This window comes from Pseudomonas sp. Ps21-P2 (genome assembly GCF_039672565.1).
Classification (GTDB): Bacteria; Pseudomonadota; Gammaproteobacteria; order Pseudomonadales; family Pseudomonadaceae; genus Aquipseudomonas.
Genome location: NZ_JBDFPL010000003.1, coordinates 557506 through 577028, shown reverse-complemented (window position 1 = coordinate 577028; position 19523 = coordinate 557506). Strand labels below are relative to the sequence as shown.

At 62.7% G+C, this 19523-nt stretch carries 18 protein-coding genes and 2 riboswitches; of the genes, 8 read left to right on the top strand and 10 right to left on the bottom strand.

Annotated elements, in window-relative coordinates:
- Positions 1-27: 27 nt before the first annotated feature.
- Positions 28-372, top strand: coding sequence for an MmcQ/YjbR family DNA-binding protein (locus tag ABEH28_RS10080; protein ID WP_346629827.1), 345 nt, complete (start codon positions 28-30; stop codon positions 370-372).
- A 27-nt stretch (positions 373-399) separates the two neighbouring features.
- Here ABEH28_RS10080 and ABEH28_RS10075 read toward each other — a convergent pair whose 3' ends face one another.
- Complete coding sequence (locus tag ABEH28_RS10075; protein WP_346629826.1) at positions 400-843, bottom strand: DUF1294 domain-containing protein; 444 nt, start codon at positions 841-843, stop codon at positions 400-402.
- Positions 844-850: 7 nt separating this feature from the next.
- Positions 851-1681 (bottom strand): undecaprenyl-diphosphate phosphatase, encoded by an 831-nt coding sequence (locus ABEH28_RS10070; protein ID WP_192172066.1) that lies wholly within the window; start codon positions 1679-1681, stop codon positions 851-853.
- A gap of 356 nt (positions 1682-2037) precedes the next feature.
- Here ABEH28_RS10070 and pnuC point away from each other — a divergent pair, with 356 nt between their 5' ends.
- Both pnuC and ABEH28_RS10060 read left to right on the top strand, forming a co-directional pair.
- On the top strand, positions 2038-2601 hold the full coding sequence (pnuC, locus tag ABEH28_RS10065; protein ID WP_192172067.1) for a nicotinamide riboside transporter PnuC: 564 nt from the start codon (positions 2038-2040) through the stop codon (positions 2599-2601).
- 5 nt (positions 2602-2606) lie between these two features.
- Positions 2607-3131 (top strand): AAA family ATPase, encoded by a 525-nt coding sequence (locus ABEH28_RS10060; RefSeq protein WP_346629825.1) that lies wholly within the window; start codon positions 2607-2609, stop codon positions 3129-3131.
- Positions 3132-3182: 51 nt separating this feature from the next.
- Here ABEH28_RS10060 and ABEH28_RS10055 read toward each other — a convergent pair whose 3' ends face one another.
- Positions 3183-4520, bottom strand: coding sequence for a sigma-54 dependent transcriptional regulator (locus ABEH28_RS10055; RefSeq protein WP_346626274.1), 1338 nt, complete (start codon positions 4518-4520; stop codon positions 3183-3185).
- Positions 4521-4918: 398 nt separating this feature from the next.
- Here ABEH28_RS10055 and ABEH28_RS10050 point away from each other — a divergent pair, with 398 nt between their 5' ends.
- Entirely contained in the window at positions 4919-5185 is a 267-nt protein-coding gene (locus ABEH28_RS10050) for a hypothetical protein (RefSeq protein WP_062381945.1), read from the top strand.
- Positions 5186-5221: 36 nt separating this feature from the next.
- Here the strand turns inward: ABEH28_RS10050 and ABEH28_RS10045 are convergent, their stop codons facing one another.
- The 4 genes from ABEH28_RS10045 to cobW all read right to left on the bottom strand — a co-directional run bounded on the left by ABEH28_RS10045 (position 5222) and on the right by cobW (position 11871).
- Positions 5222-5848 (bottom strand): VWA domain-containing protein, encoded by a 627-nt coding sequence (locus ABEH28_RS10045; RefSeq protein ID WP_346629940.1) that lies wholly within the window; start codon positions 5846-5848, stop codon positions 5222-5224.
- A gap of 53 nt (positions 5849-5901) precedes the next feature.
- Positions 5902-6942, bottom strand: a complete 1041-nt coding sequence (locus ABEH28_RS10040; protein ID WP_346629824.1) for an AAA family ATPase — start codon at positions 6940-6942, stop codon at positions 5902-5904.
- A gap of 88 nt (positions 6943-7030) precedes the next feature.
- On the bottom strand, positions 7031-10795 hold the full coding sequence (gene cobN / locus ABEH28_RS10035; RefSeq protein ID WP_346629823.1) for a cobaltochelatase subunit CobN: 3765 nt from the start codon (positions 10793-10795) through the stop codon (positions 7031-7033).
- Positions 10796-10797: 2 nt separating this feature from the next.
- Complete coding sequence (gene cobW, locus ABEH28_RS10030; protein ID WP_282372317.1) at positions 10798-11871, bottom strand: cobalamin biosynthesis protein CobW; 1074 nt, start codon at positions 11869-11871, stop codon at positions 10798-10800.
- Positions 11872-11997: 126 nt separating this feature from the next.
- A riboswitch (cobalamin riboswitch) is annotated at positions 11998-12230 on the bottom strand.
- A 124-nt stretch (positions 12231-12354) separates the two neighbouring features.
- A riboswitch (cobalamin riboswitch) is annotated at positions 12355-12588 on the top strand.
- 98 nt (positions 12589-12686) lie between these two features.
- Here cobW and ABEH28_RS10025 point away from each other — a divergent pair.
- The 4 genes from ABEH28_RS10025 to cobM all read left to right on the top strand — a co-directional run bounded on the left by ABEH28_RS10025 (position 12687) and on the right by cobM (position 15013).
- Positions 12687-12902 (top strand): CbtB-domain containing protein, encoded by a 216-nt coding sequence (locus ABEH28_RS10025; protein WP_346629822.1) that lies wholly within the window; start codon positions 12687-12689, stop codon positions 12900-12902.
- An 11-nt stretch (positions 12903-12913) separates the two neighbouring features.
- Positions 12914-13633: a CbtA family protein gene (locus ABEH28_RS10020; protein WP_346629821.1), complete on the top strand. Its 720-nt coding sequence runs from the start codon at positions 12914-12916 to the stop codon at positions 13631-13633.
- The gene (locus ABEH28_RS10015) at positions 13630-14064 is read left to right on the top strand and encodes a cobalamin biosynthesis protein (RefSeq protein ID WP_346629820.1); all 435 of its coding nucleotides are present in this window, start codon (positions 13630-13632) and stop codon (positions 14062-14064) included. The genes ABEH28_RS10020 and ABEH28_RS10015 overlap by 4 nt, the downstream gene beginning before the upstream one ends.
- A 202-nt stretch (positions 14065-14266) precedes the next feature.
- Entirely contained in the window at positions 14267-15013 is a 747-nt protein-coding gene (cobM, locus tag ABEH28_RS10010; protein ID WP_346626279.1) for a precorrin-4 C(11)-methyltransferase, read from the top strand.
- Between the two features lie 95 nt (positions 15014-15108).
- Here the strand turns inward: cobM and nfuA are convergent, their stop codons facing one another.
- The 3 genes from nfuA to ABEH28_RS09995 form a co-directional block, all read right to left on the bottom strand.
- Positions 15109-15702 (bottom strand): Fe-S biogenesis protein NfuA, encoded by a 594-nt coding sequence (gene nfuA, locus ABEH28_RS10005; protein WP_133771305.1) that lies wholly within the window; start codon positions 15700-15702, stop codon positions 15109-15111.
- 104 nt (positions 15703-15806) lie between these two features.
- Entirely contained in the window at positions 15807-16826 is a 1020-nt protein-coding gene (locus tag ABEH28_RS10000; RefSeq protein ID WP_192172078.1) for an acyltransferase, read from the bottom strand.
- A gap of 231 nt (positions 16827-17057) precedes the next feature.
- Complete coding sequence (locus ABEH28_RS09995; protein ID WP_346629819.1) at positions 17058-19358, bottom strand: fatty acid cis/trans isomerase; 2301 nt, start codon at positions 19356-19358, stop codon at positions 17058-17060.
- Positions 19359-19523: the final 165 nt, after the last annotated feature.

Genomic DNA, 19523 nt, shown 5'->3' with positions numbered 1-19523 from the left:
CCCTCACCCGCATTCAGGAACACTCCCATGCAGATTGAAGACGTCGCCGCGTTCTGCCTGAATCTTCCGGGCGCGCGGGAGGATTACAAATGGGGCGGCGTCAGGGTGTTCTCCATCGCGGACACCAAGATGTTCGCGGTGATGGGCCTGGCGGGCAACGACCTGTCGTTCAAGGTCGGCGCCGAGTTGTTTCTCGGCTACGTCGACCGTCCGGGCGTACGGCCCGCGCCATACCTGGCCCGCGCCCACTGGATCACCCTCACCTACCCGTTCGCCATGGGCGAAGACGAGCTGAAGGACTTGCTGACCCGCTCCCATCAATTGGTGGTCGGCAAACTGTCGAAGCGCAGGCAGGTGGCGTTGAAGCTATAACCGTCGCCGCGTCTGCTTAAAAACGGCTCAGAACAGATGCCGCGAGATCAGGCGACCGCCGAACAGCAGACGGTCCATCCAGAACAACTCGTGCAGCAGGACAATCAGCCAGAACACCAACTGGTAGGAAAACTTGCGCGTCTTGTGGCGAAACACTTGCTGAGCCAGCAGCGCACCCGGCCAGCCACCGAGCAGTTCGACCCCGTGCAGCAGCTTTTCCGGCGTGCGCTGTCCGCTGTGCCGGGCCTGCTTCTTGTCGTAGCCATACAGGGCAAATGCGACGACGCTCATCAGCGCGTAGATCGCCGCGGGCAGCCAGCTGACGCCGCTCGTCCAATACGTGACGACCCCGTAAGCCGGCAGGCCGCACAGCAACAGCAGCGCCAGCAGCTTGAGTTTCAGAAAACGCACGGCGACGGGTTTAGCAGCGGCCGGGCGACCGGGGTTTTGCGGTTCGAAGCGTTGAGTCATCGGAAGATCAGCCCTGCACGCTGGACCAGTCCACCCAGCCGAATTGCCAGGTCGCCAGGATCAGCAAGCCAAACGCGATACGGTACCAGGCGAACACGTCGTAGCTGTGGGTCGCGATGAACTTGAGCAAACCGCGCACGGCGATCATCGCGAAGATGAACGCGGCGATGAAGCCGATGGCGAACACCGGCAGGTCGTCGGGCTGGAACAGGTGACGGTATTTGTACCCCGAGTACACCGAAGCCGCGATCATGGTCGGCATCGCCAGAAAGAATGAAAACTCGGTGGCGGTCTTGCGTGACAGACCGAACAGCAGCCCGCCGATGATGGTCGAGCCCGACCGCGAAGTACCCGGAATCATCGCCAGGCATTGCGCGAAGCCGACCTTCAACGCGTCCACCCAAGTCATCTCATCCACGGTCTCGGCGTGAATCACATGCTCGCGGCGCTCGGCCCAGAGCATGATGAAACCGCCCAGCACCAACGCAACGGCGACAGTGATCGGGTTGAACAGGTATTCGTGGATCAGATCGGAAAACAGCACCCCGAGGACCATGGCGGGCAGCACGCCGACAATGAGGTTGGCGGTGAACCGCCGCGCTTCGGGCCGCGTCGGCAGCCCGGTGACCACGTCGAGGATCTTGCGACGAAACTCCCACATCACCGCCAGGATCGCCCCCAACTGAATAATGATATTGAACGCCATCGCGCGCTCGCCGCCAAAACCGATCAGATCCGCAACGATGATCTGATGGCCCGTACTGGAAATCGGCAAAAACTCCGTGAGCCCTTCTACAACTCCAAGTATCAGCGCCTGTGCGGCGGTCCAAAGATCCATCATTCCCCCGGCTGGAGCCCGCTCATGGCAAGGCTCTCTTGATTTGTATTACAAACTGTTGCGCGAACGATAAACGGTCGAGCGTAAAAAAAGCATGAACGCAGGCTGTCTGGCTCGGGCATGAGCGCGGCGATGCTAGCAGACCTTTTTGACGAACGCGCTAGCATGAATACTGGCGCGCAGGCTTTGACGTTTGTCTCATCGTCGTTACATTTCCTCTATGAATCACGCAGGTTGCCCGGGCTGTTTTTCCAGTGCCTTTTCAGACGCATCCGACGCATCATCGCGCCCCACCTCGGGCGATAAAGCGCCTACAATCGCCGACCCGTTTTTTCATCGTTTCCTCAGGAGTCGCCATGTCAGGGCTTGAACTGTTCGCCGCCGCACTCGGTGTCATTGCCGTCTGGCTGACAGTCAAACAAAACCCGTGGTGCTGGCCGATCGGCCTGGTCATGGTGTTGCTCTACACCTGGATCTTCTTTGACGTGAAGCTCTACTCCGACATGCTCCTGCAGGTGGTGTACGCCGGGCTCCAGGTGTATGGCTGGTGGCAATGGACCCGCCGGGGCGCGGCGGACAACGGCCGCATCGTCACCTCGCTGGGCAGTGGCAGCCTGCTGCTCAGTCTGGTGGCCGGCGCGCTGGTCAGCCTTGTCCTCGGCGCGGCCATGGCCCACTTCACCGACGCCGCTCAACCCTGGCTCGACGCCACACTGACCGGCTACAGCCTGGTGGCGCAGGTATGGATGGCGCAGAAGCGCGTGCAGTGCTGGCCGCTGTGGATCCTGCTCGACGTAATTTTCGTCGGCCTGTTTCTCTACAAAGCGCTGTACCTCACCGCCGGCCTGTACGCGCTGTTCACCCTGCTCGCCGTGCAAGGCTGGCGTGACTGGCGCGCCGACCCCGCGCTGGCGCGTTGACCGGGATGAAAGTGCTGGTACTGACAGGGCCCGAATCCAGCGGCAAGAGCTGGCTGGCGGAAGAGATTCAACGGCAGTTCGGTGGCGTGCTGGTGGGCGAATACGTGCGCCAGTTCATCGATGAGGTGCAGCGGGACACCGTTTACGCAGACATCGATGTCATCGCCCATGAGCAACTGGCCTGGGAAGACGCCGCCCGTTCGCTGAAACCGGCGCTGCTGATTCTTGACACTCACCTGCTGAGCAACACCCTCTGGAGTCGCGCGTTGTTCAACGACTGCCCGGCGTGGCTCGAAGCCGCACTAGCCGAGCGCCATTACGATCTGCACCTGTTGCTCTCGCCGGAAGGCGTCGAATGGATCGGCGACGGCCAGCGTTGCCAGCCAGACCTGAGCGAGCGCCAGGCATTCTTCGAGGCCAGCCGGCAGTGGCTGGTGGCCCATGGGCAGACCTTCGAAGTGATCGGCGGGAGCTGGAGCTACCGCAGTGAGCGAGTGTTGCAACGGGTTGCCCAACTGATTAACGACTGAATGCCTACCAGCCGGACGTAAGCGCCGCCGGACAACTCGCCCGACGCGTGATCAGCGAATCTGGTGTTTGTGCAGCAGGCGATAAAACGTTGGGCGAGAGATGCCCAGCACTTTGGCCGCCACGCTGAGGTTGTCGCTGTGACGGGTCAACACATCGCACAGCGCCTGCCGTTCCGCCCGAGACTTGTACTCATCGAGAGTGGCCATGCTGGAGCTGATCTCTTCTTCGCCCAGCAGCCCGAGGTCAAACGCTTCGATCTGCCGCCCTTCCGCCAGTACCAGCCCGCGGCGCACCCGGTTTTCCAGCTCTCGCACGTTGCCGGGCCAGTCGTGCTTGCCCATGGCGACCAGCGCGTCCTGACTGAAATTACGCACCCGCCGGCCGGTCTCCCGGCTGTAGAACTGGGCGAAGTGATTGGCCAGCAAGGCCAGATCGCCGTGCCGCTCGCGCAGCGGCGCGGTGCCCACCTGCAAGACGTTGAGCCGGTAATACAGGTCTTCGCGAAAACGCTTCATGCGAATCGCCGCTTCCAGGTCGACATTGGTCGCCGCCAGCACCCGCACATCGACCGGGATCCGCTCGCCTGCCACCTCGATGTGCGGATCCTGCAGGAACCGCAACAGATTGGCCTGGACCTCCAGGGGCAGATCGCCAATCTCGTCGAGAAACAGCGTGCCGCCGTTGGCTTCTTCGATGCGCCCCGTCCTGCGCTGGCGTGATGCATCGACGTCCTCCCCTGCCTCGCCGAAGAGTTCTTCCTGCAGCAAATGCTCCGGCGTCGCCCCGCAGTTGATCGAGATGAATGGCTGCTCGCGGCGCTGGGACTGCACGTGCAGCGTGCGCGCGATCAGCTCCTTTCCCGTCCCGCCTTCGCCACGGATCAGCACCGGCGATTCGGTGGGCGCCAGTTTGCTCAGCAATCGCCGCAATTCGCGCATGGGCCGGCTTTCCCCCAGCAGTTGCGGACCCGGGCTCTCTCCGTACGGGGCGCCTTTGGCATAACTGGCACCTTTGGCACGCAGCCGTGCCATGCCGTAGGCGCGGCCTAATGTCACCTGCACCCGGGCAACGTCGAAGGGCAAGGTATGGAAATCGAAAAACCACTCACAGACCAAATCACCGATGTGCTCGCGGCGTAGGTCCTCGCTGGTCAGGACTGCGATCCATTCTGTATTGCTACGGGAGATAAGGGATTTGACCACTTCGGGGTGTTCGAAATGCTCGGGCAGCAGGCGGATAAGGCCCACGTCACAGGGACGCAGCGCTGCCTCTTCAAGGGTGCAGCTGTCGACATCCCAACCCGCGATGCGCAAGCCGGGGACCAACTGCAGGCATTCCTCGCACGGTTCGACGATCAGCAAGCGGCGGATGGAGGCCAGATCATGCATGTGAGTTTCCTTGGCGCCGGGGTCGCATAGTGATCGTGGGAAAACGTTTTTTAAACAGTAGCTTGTGAAGGCCGATTGACACCATAGCAAGATTTTTGACGCGTCCTTGGATCGATTATCTATAAGCCTAAGATCGAAACGTGCTTAGCAGCGTGGCCCGAGATAGACGGCGATCGGGCGTGCACTGCCAAGGCATTGCAGGAGTTTGGCCCAAGCGCGGCGAGGAAGCGCGATCGGACCGACGCTTAAAATAAATCAAGAAATTTCAGAAATGGGTGTGACTCAGCCGTGGGGGACGGTCATCAGTACAAGTAGCAACACAAGTAGCAATACGCGTAACCACCGAGCGAAACGCCCGCCGCCGGTGCCAACGGATACGGGCACTTTGAGGACAGTCCATGAACGCCCCCTTGCGCTTCAACGATGCTTTGCTGATTGCCGGTCACGCCTTTGAACCCTTCCAGTGCGTGGCTTGGGCCCCGCAGGACGGCAATGGCGAACTGAGCCTGACCGTCGTCGACCGCACCAGCACCCGCATTGGCCGCAAGCAGATCCCCAGCAGCGCCTACTCCGATCCGAAACAACTGGCGCAGTTCCTGGAACAGGCCCGTGCCGAGATCAGCGGCGAAGGCTATAGCCTTGAGCCGTGGACCATGCCCGCCTGAAGACCTGTTGATCAAACCCCTGCTGACGACGCGCGCTCAGCACTCGTCGATGTGGCGGTAGTCGGCGTCCAGCTGCGCGGCGATGTCCCGGGCGCGGCCCAGTCGAATGGGCCCGCGCTCGATATCGATCAGCAACACGGGGCCGCCGAACAAGGGAAGCGGCTGCGCCGGTCGTGCTGATAGCGCCGGCATGTCCTTGACGCGCCCGTCCGTGAGAATCAGCACCCGTTGCTGTTCAGCCGGGCAGCGCTTCTGCCGTTTTGCAGACCAGTCCGCCGCCTGATTGATCGCGTCAAACAGCGGCGTGCCGCCCCCAGCACCCAATGCATCCAGCCAGGGTTGCAACGCGGCGCTGGCTTTCAAGCCCTGATGCTGCCAGCGCGCGCCCTTGCCGCTGGCGGTGAGCAACGCCAGCCTGGCACGCTGCCGATACGCATCATCGAACAATTCCGCCAATAAACCCTTCGCCTGACTCAACGCCTGATTGCGCCGGGTCGATGCCGACGCGTCGACGATCACCAGCCAGAGCTGCTCCGGCCGGCGACTGCGGGGCTGACGTACCAGATCGTCACGAACCCGAGGGCGGCCGCGCAGCAAGGTCGGCAGCCAGGCAATGGCGCCCTCCGCACCGGGGCGGGCAGCGCCGTTTCTACCGCCGACCAGTGCGCCCGGTCGAGGGCTGGCATTCGCCCCCTTTGACAGGCGGGGGCGAATGCCTAGGGCTTTTTTGGCCAGTGGGGTACTTCTTTACGACTGCCCGTCTGCACGCTGCGGGCGGGTAACTCACCCCAACTGCCCTCGCCGGTTTCTGGCGCGTCATGCTGCGGCTGAGCGCCGTTGTCGGGTCTCGGCGGGCTTTGCTCTGATGACGCAGGCGGCGGGGATTGAGACTGATGCGGCGGTTGCGGCTCCCGACGACGATGGCGCAGAGCGAAATCGGCCACGGCGTCGATGTCGGTTTCGGTGATCTGAGCACCGCCGCGCCAGGCGGCATGGGCACGGGCCGCGCGCAACCAGACCAGATCCGCACGCAAACCGTCGACCCCGGCCGCAAAGCAACGCTCGGTGATCAGGCCCAGACTGACGTCATCCAGCTCGATGGTCGGCAACAGGCTCCGGGCGGTTTCACACCGCGCCTTTAACGCCTGCTGCTGCGGGGCCCAGTGCTGACAGAACGCCTCAGGCGCGGCGTCGAAATCCAGACGGCGGCGAATGATCTGCCCGCGCTGTTCCGGCAATGTCTGCCCGCTCAACGCCACGTTCAGGCCGAAACGGTCGAGCAACTGCGGGCGCAGTTCGCCTTCTTCCGGGTTCATGGTGCCGATCAGCACAAAGCGCGCGGCATGGCGATGGGAAATGCCGTCGCGCTCCACCAGATTGACCCCGCTGGCGGCCACGTCCAGCAGCAGGTCGACCAGATGGTCCGGCAGCAGATTGACCTCATCGACGTACAGCACGCCGCCGTCCGCCCTGGCCAGAACCCCCGGCGAGAATGCCGCGCGGCCTTCGCCCAGCGCCGCGTCGAGGTCCAGCGTGCCGACCAGGCGCTCTTCGGTTGCACCCAGCGGCAGCGTGACGAACTGACCGCTGGCCAGCAGATCCGCCAGCCCTCGGGCCAGGGTCGATTTGGCCATGCCCCGCGGGCCCTCGATCAGCACGCCACCAATTTTCGGGTCGATGGCGGTCAGGCACAGGGCGAGCTTCAGGTCATCGGCACCGACGACGGCAGCGAGGGGGAAATGTGGGGTGTCGGTCATGGTCGGTTCTCGTAAAGCCGCGGGTCAATCACGGTGTTCAATCCAGTCAGGCGTCTGCACGGGCTGCTGTGCAGGCCCTCATTCACGCTCATGACTCTTCGATGTCCAGCAACAGATTCTCCAGCGCCTCGCGGTACTCGCCCGGTTCCTGCCACAGGCCGCGCTGCTGCGCCTCGAGCATGCGCTCGGTCATGTCCCGCAGCGCATCCGGGTTGTGCTGCTGGATGAAATCGCGGGTCGAGGCGTCCAGCAGATAGGCATCGGCCAGGAGCGCGTATTGGTGATCGTCGATCAGCTCAGTGGTAGCGTCGAAGGCGAACAGGAAATCCACCGTCGCCGCCATCTCGAACGCACCCTTGTAGCCGTGGCGCTTGACCCCTTCGATCCACTTCGGGTTGGCCGCCCGGGAGCGCACCACCCGGTTGAGCTCTTCCTTCAGCGTACGGATCTTCGGCAGATCAGGCTGGCTGTGGTCGCCGTGATAACTGGCGACTTTCTCGCCGGACAGGCTTTCCACTGCCGCCAGCATGCCGCCCTGGAACTGGTAGTAATCGTTTGAATCCAGCAAATCGTGTTCGCGGTTGTCCTGGTTCTGCAGCACCGCCTGAACCTGGCTCAGCCGCTTGGCAAAACCGTCACGGGCCGGCGTGCCTTCGTCGCTGCCGCCGTAGGCGTAGCCACCCCAGTTCAGGTAGACCTCGGCGAGGTCTTCGCGGCTCTGCCACAAGCGCCCGTCGATGGCGTTCTGTACCCCTGCGCCATACGCGCCTGGCTTGGCGCCGAAGATGCGCCAGCCAGCCTGCTTCGCCGCTTGCTCGACATCCAGACCGTCGCGCTGCAATTGCTCGCGCTCCTGGCGCACGCGGGCGGCCAGCGGGTTCATGTCGTCGGGCTCGTCCAGTGCTGCGACGGCCTGCACTGCGGCGTCGAAAAGGCGGATCAGGTTGGCGAAGGCGTCGCGGAAGAAACCGGAGACCCGCAGGGTGACATCGACCCGCGGCCGGTCGAGCAGGCTCAGGGGCAGGATCTCAAAGTCATCGACGCGCTGACTGCCCGTCGCCCACACCGGACGTACGCCCATCAGCGCCATGGCCTGGGCGATGTCGTCGCCGCCGGTGCGCATGGTCGCCGTGCCCCAGACCGAAAGCCCCAGTTGACGTAGATAATCACCATGATCCTGTAAGTGCCTCTCCAGCAACAGATTTGCCGACTGGAAACCAATGCGCCACGCGGTCATGGTCGGCAGATTGCGCACGTCCACGGAGAAGAAGTTGCGCCCGGTCGGTAGCACGTCCAGCCGTCCTCGGCTGGGGGCGCCGCTCGGGCCGGCCGGGACGAAACGCCCACTTAGCGCGCTGAGCAAGTTCGACATTTCGGCTGGACCGCAGGCGTCTAGGCGAGGGATAACCACTTCATGCAGAGACTGAACAACATCGGACAAGCTGTTGTTTACAAAGGTATTACTGATAGGCACGCCGCTGGCAATCTGCTCAATCATCTGCGCGGCCAACAGCTCCAGCCGCTCGCGGGTATCACCCGTCGTGCGCCATGGTTCAGCGCTGACTTCATGTAATGCGTGAGGTTTGTCGCCGGTCCATGGCGCACCGAGATCACAGTCCAGCGGGTCGAAATCCAGCGCCAGCGCCTGACTCAATGCCCGCAGCAGACTGGCCTGACCGCCGCGACCATCGCCGCGAGGCACGCGCACCATCGCCAGCAGCGTGTCGATGCGCAGCCGGCCGGTGGGCGATTCGCCGAACACGTGCAGGCCGTCGCGGATCTGCGATTCCTTCAGGTCGCACAGGTAGGTGTCCAGACGCGGCAGCCACACGGCGGCGTCGGCCTCGCTGTTGGCGTCCCCGTCCATCGCCAGTTCGCGGTCGATATGGGTCTCGCGGACCAGCCTGAGAATGTCTTTTTGCAGCTCCCTGGCGCGGCGCGGATCAAGCAGCTGCGCTTCGTAATATTCGTCCGCCAGCAGTTCAAGGTCGCGCAACGGACCGTAGGTTTCGGCGCGGGTCAGCGGTGGCATCAAGTGGTCGATGATCACCGCCTGGGTGCGGCGCTTGGCCTGGGCGCCCTCGCCCGGATCGTTGACGATGAACGGGTAGATATTCGGCATCGGGCCAAGGATCGCGTCTGGCCAGCAATACTCGGACAGACCGACGCCTTTGCCCGGCAGCCATTCCAGATTGCCGTGCTTGCCGACGTGGATGACAGCGTGAGCGCCATAGCGTTTGCGCAGCCAGAAGTAAAACGCCAGATAGCCGTGGGGCGGGACCAGATCAGGGTCGTGATACGCCGCGCTGTGGTCCACGTTGTAGCCACGCGCCGGTTGAATGCCGACGAAGGTCATGCCGAAACGCAGGCCGGCGATCATCATCCGCCCGTCCCGACACATGGGGTCGGTGTCAGGGGCGCCCCATCGCGCGATGACTGCATCGCGATTGGCTTGCGGCAGCGCTTGAAACGCCGCCCTGTACTCGTCCATGGCCATGCTCTGGTGGCACGGCCGTCGATCGAGGCTGTCCGGGTCATTGGTGACGCCGCCGAGCAAGGCGTGAATTAGCGCAGTACCGGTCTCGGGCGAGTCCTCAACAGGGTAACCCTCCGCCTGCATGGCCTTAAGGATGTTCAGCGCGGCCGCTGGCGTGTCGAGGCCGACGCCGTTGCCGATGCGCCCGTCGCGGGTTGGATAGTTGGCCAGAATCAGCGCTACGCGCTTGTCGGTGTTGGCGGTGCGGGCGAGCAGCACCCAGCGCCGGGCCAGTTCGGCGACGAAATCCATGCGCTCCGGCTGGGCGCGGTAGCAAACCACGTCGGACTGACTGCGCTCGCTGTGCCAGGCCAAGTCCTTGAAGCTGATCGGCCGGCTGATGATGCGCCCGTCCAGTTCCGGCAGCGCGATGTGCATCGCCAGGTCGCGGGGGCCTAGCCCTTGGGCGCTTGCCTGCCAGGCGGGTTCGTTGTCCTGGGCGCAAATGGCCTGAATGACCGGGATGTCTCGGCGAAACGGCCGAACATCCGGCGCTTCCGGGCTGGATTGGGCGAAGCCGGTGGTGTTGAGAATCACCTCGCAGTCCACCTCGTCGAGCCAGTCCTGTATCGCGCTCATGCAGCCGGCTTCCTTCAGGCTGGCGACGGCAATCGGCAACGGGTTCAGGCCTTGGGCCGACAAGCGCTCGCAGAACACATCGATGAAGCCGGTGTTGGCTGCCTGCAGGTGGGAGCGATAGAAAAGCACAGCCGCGACCGGCTGATCGGCGCGCCAGTCGGCCTGCCAGCGGGCCAGGTCGGCGTTGGCGTTGTGCGGGTGATAAATCACGGTGCGCGGCAGCGTCTGCGGCTCGGCCCACGGGTAGTCGCCACCCAGCCAGCGTGTGGCGATGAAATTGAACAGCGCCAGCGCGTTGTGCTTGCCGCCCTGACGCAGGTAATGCCAGAGACGCTCGCGGTCTTCGACGGATTCCGTGCTCAGGCCGCTCAGCTCGGGGTCTGGCCGATCACAGCCCGGGACCAGAATCAGCTTCACGCCTTTCGCGGCCAGCTCCACCAGCCGCTCGACGCCATAACGCCAGTAGCCGATGCCGCCGTGCAAGGAAATCAGGATGACTTTGGCGTGGCGCAGCACCTCGTCGACGTACAGATCCACCGACGCATGGTTTTGCACCTGCATCGGATTGGCCAGGCGCAGGCTCGGGTAGCTATCCGGCAATTGCCGCGCGGTTTCAGCCAGCAGCGCCAGATTCGAGTCGGCGCTGCACAGGATCACCAGCTCGGCGGGCGTCTGGCCCAGGTCAGCGATGCTGTCGTCGGGGACGAAGCCGCCGGGCTGTGTACGCAGCAGGTGCATGGTTAGCCTTTTATGCCTGAGACTGCGTCGCGCAATTGCGCTTCAAGGACGCCGGCGTCCAGTTCCTGGCCGATCAGCACCAGGTGGGTTTCCCGGGCTTCGTCTGCTTTCCAGGCGCGGTCGAAATGCTTGTCGAAACGCGTGCCGACACCTTGCACCAGCAGGCGCATGGGTTTGCCGGGAATGGCGGCGAAGCCTTTGACACGCAGGATGCCGTGCTGGACGACGGCCTGGGTCAGCGCGTCGAGCAACAGCGATTCGTCGGCCTGGGGCAGCGTGATGGAAATCGAGTCGAAGGCGTCATGGTCGTGATCATCATGATCGTCGCCTTCGTGGTGATCGTGGTGGGTCTTGCGCCCGTCGATGTGCAGCTCGGACTCGGCGCCCAGGCCCAGCAACACGCTGATCGGCAGCTGGCCCCGGTTCGCTTCGACGATCTTCACCGCCGGCGGCAGTTCTTCGGCGACTTCGGCACGCACGGCGGCGAGAGCATCCGCGTCGAGCATGTCGGCCTTGTTCAGCACGACGAGATCGGCGCTGGCCAGTTGGTCGGCGAACAGCTCGTGCAGCGGCGATTCGTGATCCAGGTTCGGGTCGAGCTTGCGCTGGGCGTCGACTTGGTCCGGGAACGCAGCGAAGGTGCCCGCGAGCACGGCCGGGCTGTCGACCACGGTGATCACGGCGTCGACGGTGCAGGCGTTGCGGATTTCCGGCCACTGGAAGGCTTGGACCAGGGGTTTCGGCAGGGCCAGACCCGAGGTTTCGATGAGGATGTGATCGAGGTCGCCACGACGGGCGACCAGTTCCTGCATCACCGGGAAAAACTCTTCCTGAACGGTGCAGCACAGGCAGCCGTTGGCCAGCTCGTACACACGACCGACGGCTTCTTCTTCGGTGCAGCCGATGGTGCATTGCTTGAGGATGTCGCCGTCGATGCCCAGTTCGCCGAACTCATTGACGATGACGGCGATGCGCCGGCCTTCGGCGTTGTCGAGCATGTGCCGCAGCAAGGTGGTTTTGCCCGAGCCGAGAAAGCCGGTGACGATGGTGACAGGGAGTTTGGCCAGTGTTTTCATCGGTTGCCCTCAGGCGTGCGGCGGGGCAACGAGGACGAAAACAGCGCAGGCCGGTGGAAGCAGGCGCGCGGTTAAATTCGCCACCGGATCACCCCGCCCGGTTGTAGTGGAATTCCTCGGCCGCTTGCAGGCGGTCCGATTCGAGGCAGGTCTCCTGGCTCACGGCGGCCGGTCGCTGACAGGCATCATCAGGCGACTGGCATTCATTGCGCCTTCCCGCTCGCGCAGTGGCTGTGCAATGAAGCTGTCCGTTTACAGTTGCGGGGGCAGCTGCGGCTTGAAACCGCATTCCCTTCTTAGCGCCGGTGGCCTTGGTAGTTGATAAAGGCGCCCGGCGAACCTCAAGTGCGCAAGGCTACGCAGTGACTGGAGGCCGGTCAATCGTGCTTTGCAATGAGTGCCGCGCCAATTGACGCACCGATCGCTGCATTGATTGACGCATCGGCTGAAGGGCCGATTGACGAGCCAAACAGCCCGTGGTCTGCTACACACCTTGTTACGGGTGCCCTTCACAGGGTGAAACGGGAAACCGGTGCGTACAGACCTTCGGGTGTGTATCAGTCCGGTGCTGCCCCCGCAACGGTAAGCGAGTGAAGAGTCAGATCCACTGTGTCGGCATCGATATGGGAAGGCGATTCTTGAAGGCACGACGGCTGTAACGGCTGATGCATGTGCCCCTCGCGAGCCCGGAGACCGGCCCGATAACGCTACATAACACAACCCGCGGTGGGCGGGCGCTGTTGATCACTGCCGGCCTTCGCCTGCGGTGTCTTCGCGTCTTTCCGTCCGCTGAATCCACTTCAGAGGGAAGCGCCATGTCCATCAGCACACCCCGCCAGACGTCCGGCACCGGCACCAGCACAAACACCACAACAGCCGTGACCGCCACCCAAAACCAGCGCCTTGTCGCCGCCGTCAGCGCGATGTTTCTCGGTGCGTTTCTGGTGTACTTCGCCGGTTTCTCCCACATCGATGCGGTGCACAACGCGGCACACGACACCCGTCACAGCTCCGCCTTCCCGTGCCATTGAGACCCGCCGCCATGTTCAAGCGAATTGCGCAAACGGCCGGGTTCAGCGGACTGCTCGCCGCCCTGCTGTTGACACTGCTCCAAAGCTTCTCGGTGGCGCCACTGATCCTGCAGGCGGAGACCTACGAAAAGGCCCCGGCTGCCGAGATGCACGAGCACGCCGAGGGTGCGATGGCCGGCCACGTCCATGACGCCGAAGCCTGGGAGCCGGAAGACGGCTGGCAGCGCGTGCTGTCCACCACCGGCGGCAATCTGGTGGTCGCGGTCGGCTTCGCCCTGATGCTGGCGGCGCTGTACACCCTGCGTACGCCGACCAGTGCCCGCGAAGGCGTGCTGTGGGGGTTGGCCGGTTATGCGGTGTTCGTGCTGGCGCCCACTCTTGGTTTGCCGCCCGAGCTGCCCGGCACTGTCGCGGCGGATCTGACCCAACGGCAGATCTGGTGGGTCGGCACCGCCGCCTCCACGGCTTCAGGCCTGGCATTGATAGTGTTTGCACGGCACTGGGTGTTGAAGGCCTTGGGCGCGGTGATCCTGGTGGTGCCGCATATCGTCGGCGCGCCGCAACCGGCGGTGCATTCGGCACTGGCGCCGGAAGCCCTTGAAGCGCAATTCAAGATCGCGTCGCTGCTGACCAATGCGGTTTTCTGGATTGCCCTGGGCTGGATCAGCGCCTGGTTGTTTCGGCGCAATGAAGCGACCGAGACGCACGTCGGTTTGAAGCCTGCTCTGTGAATGAAGTGCGCGATCGGCCGCTGTGGGTGGTCGGTCTGGGCTGCCAGCGCGGCTGTTCGGCGCTGGAGCTTCGGCAGTTGATGGAGCATGGGTTGCGGGAGGGTCGTCTTCAGCTGACAGACGTTGCCGCCCTCGCCTCCATTGACGGCAAGTCGGCCGAGGTGGGGCTGCTGGCACTGGGTCATGAGCTGGGGCTGACGATCGGGTTTTTCAGCGCGGGTGATCTGGCGGCTTACGAGGCACAGCTGACTTACCTTTCGGACATCGCCTTCGAACGCACCGGCTGCTACGGCGTGGCAGAAAGCGCGGCGCTGGCGATGGTGACACGGTTGACCGGCGCGCCCGCGACCTTGGTCATCCCCCGCCGAAAAAGCCCCCACGCGACCTTTGCTCTGGCAACCGCAAACGTTAGGGCTGGAGCAATCTCATAGGCCGGCTCAATCTTGTAGGACCGGCTAGAACTGTAGGACCGGCTTTAGCCGGGAAGACGTCAGTAGTCACACCGCAGATTTTGATGGTGTGCCCGAGGGCCCCTTCCCGGCTAAAGCCAGTACTGAAAAGTCAGACCGAGTGCGCTCAGGGAGAATGCATCCGACGAGCCACTGCTCAAATGAACCCCAATCAGGACACCCCATGACTGTTTTTTTCATCGGCGCCGGCCCCGGCGATCCGGACCTGATCACTGTCAAAGGCCAGCGGCTGATCCGCTCCTGCCCGGTGATCATTTACGCCGGTTCCCTGGTGCCTGAAGCAGTGCTGGAAGGTCATCAGGCGATCCAGGTCACCAACAGCGCTCCATTGCACCTTCAGCAGATCATCGAGCTGATGAAATCCGCTCATGCACAGGGCCAGGACGTGGCGCGTGTGCATTCCGGCGATCCGAGCCTGTATGGCGCGATCGGCGAACAAATCCGCTGCCTGCGCGATCTGCAGATCCCCTTCGAAATCATCCCCGGCGTCACCGCCACCGCCGCCTGCGCCGCGTTGCTCGGGACAGAGCTGACGCTGCCGGACATCTCTCAGAGCGTGATCCTGACCCGCTACGCCGACAAAACCGACATGCCCGAAGGCGAAAGCCTGGGCGATCTGGCACGGCACCGGGCAACCATGGCGATCCATCTGGGGGTCAATAACCTCGGCAAGATCGTTGCCGAGCTGACGCCGCACTATGGCGCCGACTGTCCCATTGCCGTGGTGCATCGCGCCAGCTGGCCCGATCAGGATTGGGTCACCGGCACACTGGCAGACATCGAGGAGAAGGTGCGGATCAAGGGATTTCGTCGCACCGCGCTGATCCTGGTGGGTCGGGTACTGGGCAACGACGTGTTCAGCGAGTCATCGCTGTATCGCGCGGGCCATGCCCATGTGTTCAGGCCCTAGCGTGCGCCTCTAGACCTTGGCGAGCGCCCACAAAAAAGCCCCGAACCAGTCGGGGCTTGCCTGCAACACCATACTTCCTGGTATCACACGTTGACTCAGTAGTACGCGTTTTCTTTCTGAGTGTGGTCGGTCACGTCACGCACACCGGTCAGCTCGGGGATGCGCTCCAGCAATGTGCGCTCGATGCCTTCCTTGAGCGTGACATCTGCCTGACCGCAACCCTGGCAACCACCGCCAAACTGGAGAATGGCGACATTTGCCTCATCTTCTTCCACCACCTCGATCAAGGTCACCTGGCCGCCGTGACTGGCGAGGCCCGGGTTGATCTCGGTCTGCAGGTAGTAATTGATACGCTCGTTGATCGGGCTGTCGGCGTTGACCATCGGCACTTTGGCGTTTGGCGCCTTGATGGTCAGTTGGCCACCCATGCGGTCAGTCGCGTAATCAACAACGGCGTCGTCCAGAAACGCTTCGCTGAACGCGTCGATCCAGGCGGTGAAGCTTTTCAGGCCGATGGCCGTGTCTTCAGGTTTCTCTTCGCCCGGCTTGCAGTAGGCAATGCAGGTTTCAGCGTATTGGGTGCCAGGCTGGGTAATAAACACGCGGATGCCGATGCCGGGGGTGTTCTGCTTTTCCAGCAGATCGGCCAGGTAATCGTGGGCGGCATCAGTAATCGTAATAGCGGTCATGAAAATTCCTCGCAGACGTGGGGCGCAGTTTACGCCAATCAACTGCGCCTGACAAAGCCCTAGTGTTTTAGTCGGGTAAGCGGTTCGCCTCGACTAAAAACCCGTCACGACAGAGCTGCTTCCTTGCTCGCCCTTCTCTGGTCCAGCCAGCCCTTCATGCGTCGGTACAGGCCCTTCTCGATCCACTCATAACTGAGCCACGCCCCCAGGGCGATGACCGGCACACAGACGGCAAACACCACGTACGGGTTAATGCCATAACGCTCGCTCACCAGCCAGCCCGCGTACAGCACCAGCACGTGGAGCAGGTACACCGAATACGAGCAATCGCCCATGACTTTGAGAAGGCGGTAGTTGCGCAGATAGGGTTCGAGGGAGATGCAGGCCACCACAATCACAGCGCTCGGCAGGCCCCAATTGATGATGCGAGGCGCCGGTTGCAGGTGGTCGATGGTGAACAGCGCGGCGCCGATCGCGATCAATGGCAGCCACAGCCGTTCACTGATCCAGCCCCGGCGATACATCACGCCGACGAAAATGCCGAGCAGGAATTCGTAAACGATGTCATTGGCGTAGAACCGGCTGACCAGGCCGGAACGACCTAGCACGTCGGTAATGGCGAACAGCGCCGCCGCCAGGATCAACGGGCGCAGCCGTTGCTGAAACAGAAAAACCATCGAAAACAGCACGTAGAACAGCATCTCGTAATTCAGCGTCCAGCCCACGTTGAGGGTGGGATAGAGGCCGTAGCCGCCGGGGTTTTCCGAAGGGATGAAAAGCAGCGACAGCACAAAGCTCTGCCAGTCGACCACCTGGTGGGGCAGCAGCGGTTGGGCGACCACGACCAATACACCCATCACCAAGGTGTACAGCCAGTACGCCGGGACGATACGAATAACCCGGTTGAGCATGAAACGGCCGGCGGGGATGTCCTTATCCACGGTTGACAGGTAGATGACCAGACCGCTGATGACGAAAAAAATGTCGACGCCGACCGCGCCTTTTTCAGTGAAAAAGCGGCCGACTGGCCCACTCGGATGGAAATCGAAAAAAATCTGCATGAAGTGGTGACACACAACAGCCCACGCGGCGAGTGCCCGCAGGGCCTGAACCGAAATCAACATCTGCAACCTCTTGCTTCGTCTGGATTGACCCCAGGCGCCATACCGGCAAAGGCACGGCGTCGGAGAGCGACTCACAGGGTCCGACTTCGAAAATTGCAAAAAGGTTCGGCGCCACTGACGGGCTGCATAATGGCTGCACGCCATGTTCCATAAGGGTTTCCCCGTTTGGACCAGCGTCAGCCGGGCCGACGCCGAATGTGAAGATTCCTTAAATAACGGCGCCCCTGCGACTCACAGATTCTCGTACCGATTCATGTCCAGCACCCCTGCCTCGCGGGGTTCGGTTTCCTGAAGGTAGCGGTCCAGGTCGTGGAAGTAGGTCCAGAATAATGGATGGCTGCGGCGCACGCCCCAGCGCTGGACGATGGCGTCAAACGCCTGCTTGTGATCATGGGCCTGCTCCATCGCGTCAACAAACGCGCTGACTTCACTGGCCGGGATATTGAACATGAAATTCGGGTAGCTGCTCAGCACTCCCGGGTAGATCGTCAGCGTGTCCAGGCCCGGCTGGTAGCGATAATCCTCGCCCATCAGAAAGGCGACGTTACTGTGGGCGCGGTTGCGCAGCATGCTGTAAATGATGCGTTTGCCGCTGCCGTCCTGGATTCGCAGCATCGTCGCCTCCGGCAACTGGTGAATGACCTTCAGCCCAGCCGCCGGCCGCGACGTCAGCCGGCTCAGTGCCTGCTCCACTCCGCTGAACACCGGGTCCAGTCCCTCACGCGAACAATAGGCGCCGTCGCAGCGATTGATCGGGTCCGGCGTCACGTTCAAGGTGCCCGCACGCTCGATCAACTTGCGCTCGAAGTCACGCTTGGGGTTGTGCTCATCGAGCTTCAGGCCGGTCGGGGTGTGATCGTCGATGGCCTGATAATCCAGCCACATCTTCACTTTGCCGCCGTTCTGGTACCAGTCACCGAGGATGTCGTCACGCTTGTCCGCCGGCATCAGGCGCAGGAAATTGACCTCGGCGCCGTTGCGGATCAGGTCGAAATACAGACGCGTCTGCACCTGATGGGAAACGTTGCCGTAGACGTCGAAATTCACCGCCAGCTGGTAATAGGTGCGCTCCAGCAAGGGGTAGTCGAACAGCCAGACGCTGTTGGGAAGCGCGCCGATCAGGCCTTTGTTTACCGAGGCGCTGTCGAAGTGGCGGAAGATGGTCAGCAGCGCATTGTCGTTCCCCGCCCACAGGGTCGCCCATCCCGGCGGCGGCATGTGCGCGTAGGCATCGCTGCGCAGGTCTTCGTATTGATTGCGCTTGTCGCGGTAGTCGTGCCACAGGGTCAGGACACTGCCGATGTCATCGTCCTGCCCCGGCATCGCCAGCAACGGCGTGGCCTTGGCCCGATAGGCCGCATCGGTGATGTAACGGTCGTGGCCGGGCTCCTGGAACAACGCCCAGAAATGATCGCGAATCACGTCCGTGGCGATCTCGCCCCGACACACCGGGCCGCGAATGAAGGTGCGCACGAAGTATTCGGCGTTATCCAGCATGAACTGGTAACGCGCGACGGCGGGGATCTGCTGGAACGTTTCAAACGGGTTGGCCCGATGCTGCGGACCATAGCCGGGCAGCTCGGTGGCATGCCAGGTCCCGCTGTAGAACAGTTGCTTGACCCGGGCCAGCTTCTGCGGGCCCATCGGGTAGGTGATGTGGGTCTTGTGGACGATAACGCCCTGCACCGGCATCAGGCGGTAATAGAAGGTGGTGCCAGGATCATCGTCGGGGCGGCGCGTGGCGATCAGGTCGACGGGTTGGCCGCTTGGCGTGCGCGAGCGCACCCACTCGAAGAAATGCCCCGGCTCGCCGTCGCTGAAATACACGTGGGCGAGAAACAGATGTTCGTACAGCCAGCGGCCGACTAGCGCTTCGCTCGATCCGGGACGATTGAGCAGGCTTTCCCATTCGTTGATCTGCACCGTTTCCCGCGCACTCGGTTGCACCGGCGTCTGCTCCACGGGTGCCCCGGCTGCCAGCCAGCGTTGCAGCGTGCTGTATTGAGCGTCGGTGAGGCCGGTCACCGCCAGGGGCATGCCCTGCCCCGGACGCGCCTTGGCATAGGCGGCAAACTCGTTGGGCAACGGGCACATGTTCTGGCGGTTCAGGCCCAGCACGATGTCATCCGGCAGCCGCGCGTTGGGCACCAATGGCGCGCCGTGCCCGAACTCGAGCATCTTTGCCATCAGCGCCGCCTGATTGCTCTGCCCGTCCAGCACTGAATAAAAGCCTTTTTTACGCCAGGCGTCAGGGCCCTGCGCGTCGACGAAAATCCGGGTGGGTGCGACCGCCTTGCTGCGGTCGCCTTCGTAAACCGGCACCTTCGATGCACCGCGCAGCACACCTTCGCCGCTGCCCAGGTTCAGCTGGCAGGCAGCGTCATTGCACGCATGGCAGGCAACGCACTTCTCGGTGAAGATCGGCTGGATATCACGGCTGTAGGAAATAGCCGGAGACTGAAGGGGTGACTGCGCGAACGCTGCACCGCAAAACAACAAGGCCAGGGAACTGGCGAGCACGCGATGCAACATGGAACGGGCGTCCTGAAAATGATTCGGCCGAATTCTACCTGTGGCTAATGGCCTGCAACATGAACAGAATTCATGTAAATCCCGAAATGATTTAAATCCGCGCAGGTTTGCTATTATTTCGCTCTTTTCAGCATCACCTTATTTCGTACTTCTTCGTCCGGGTAA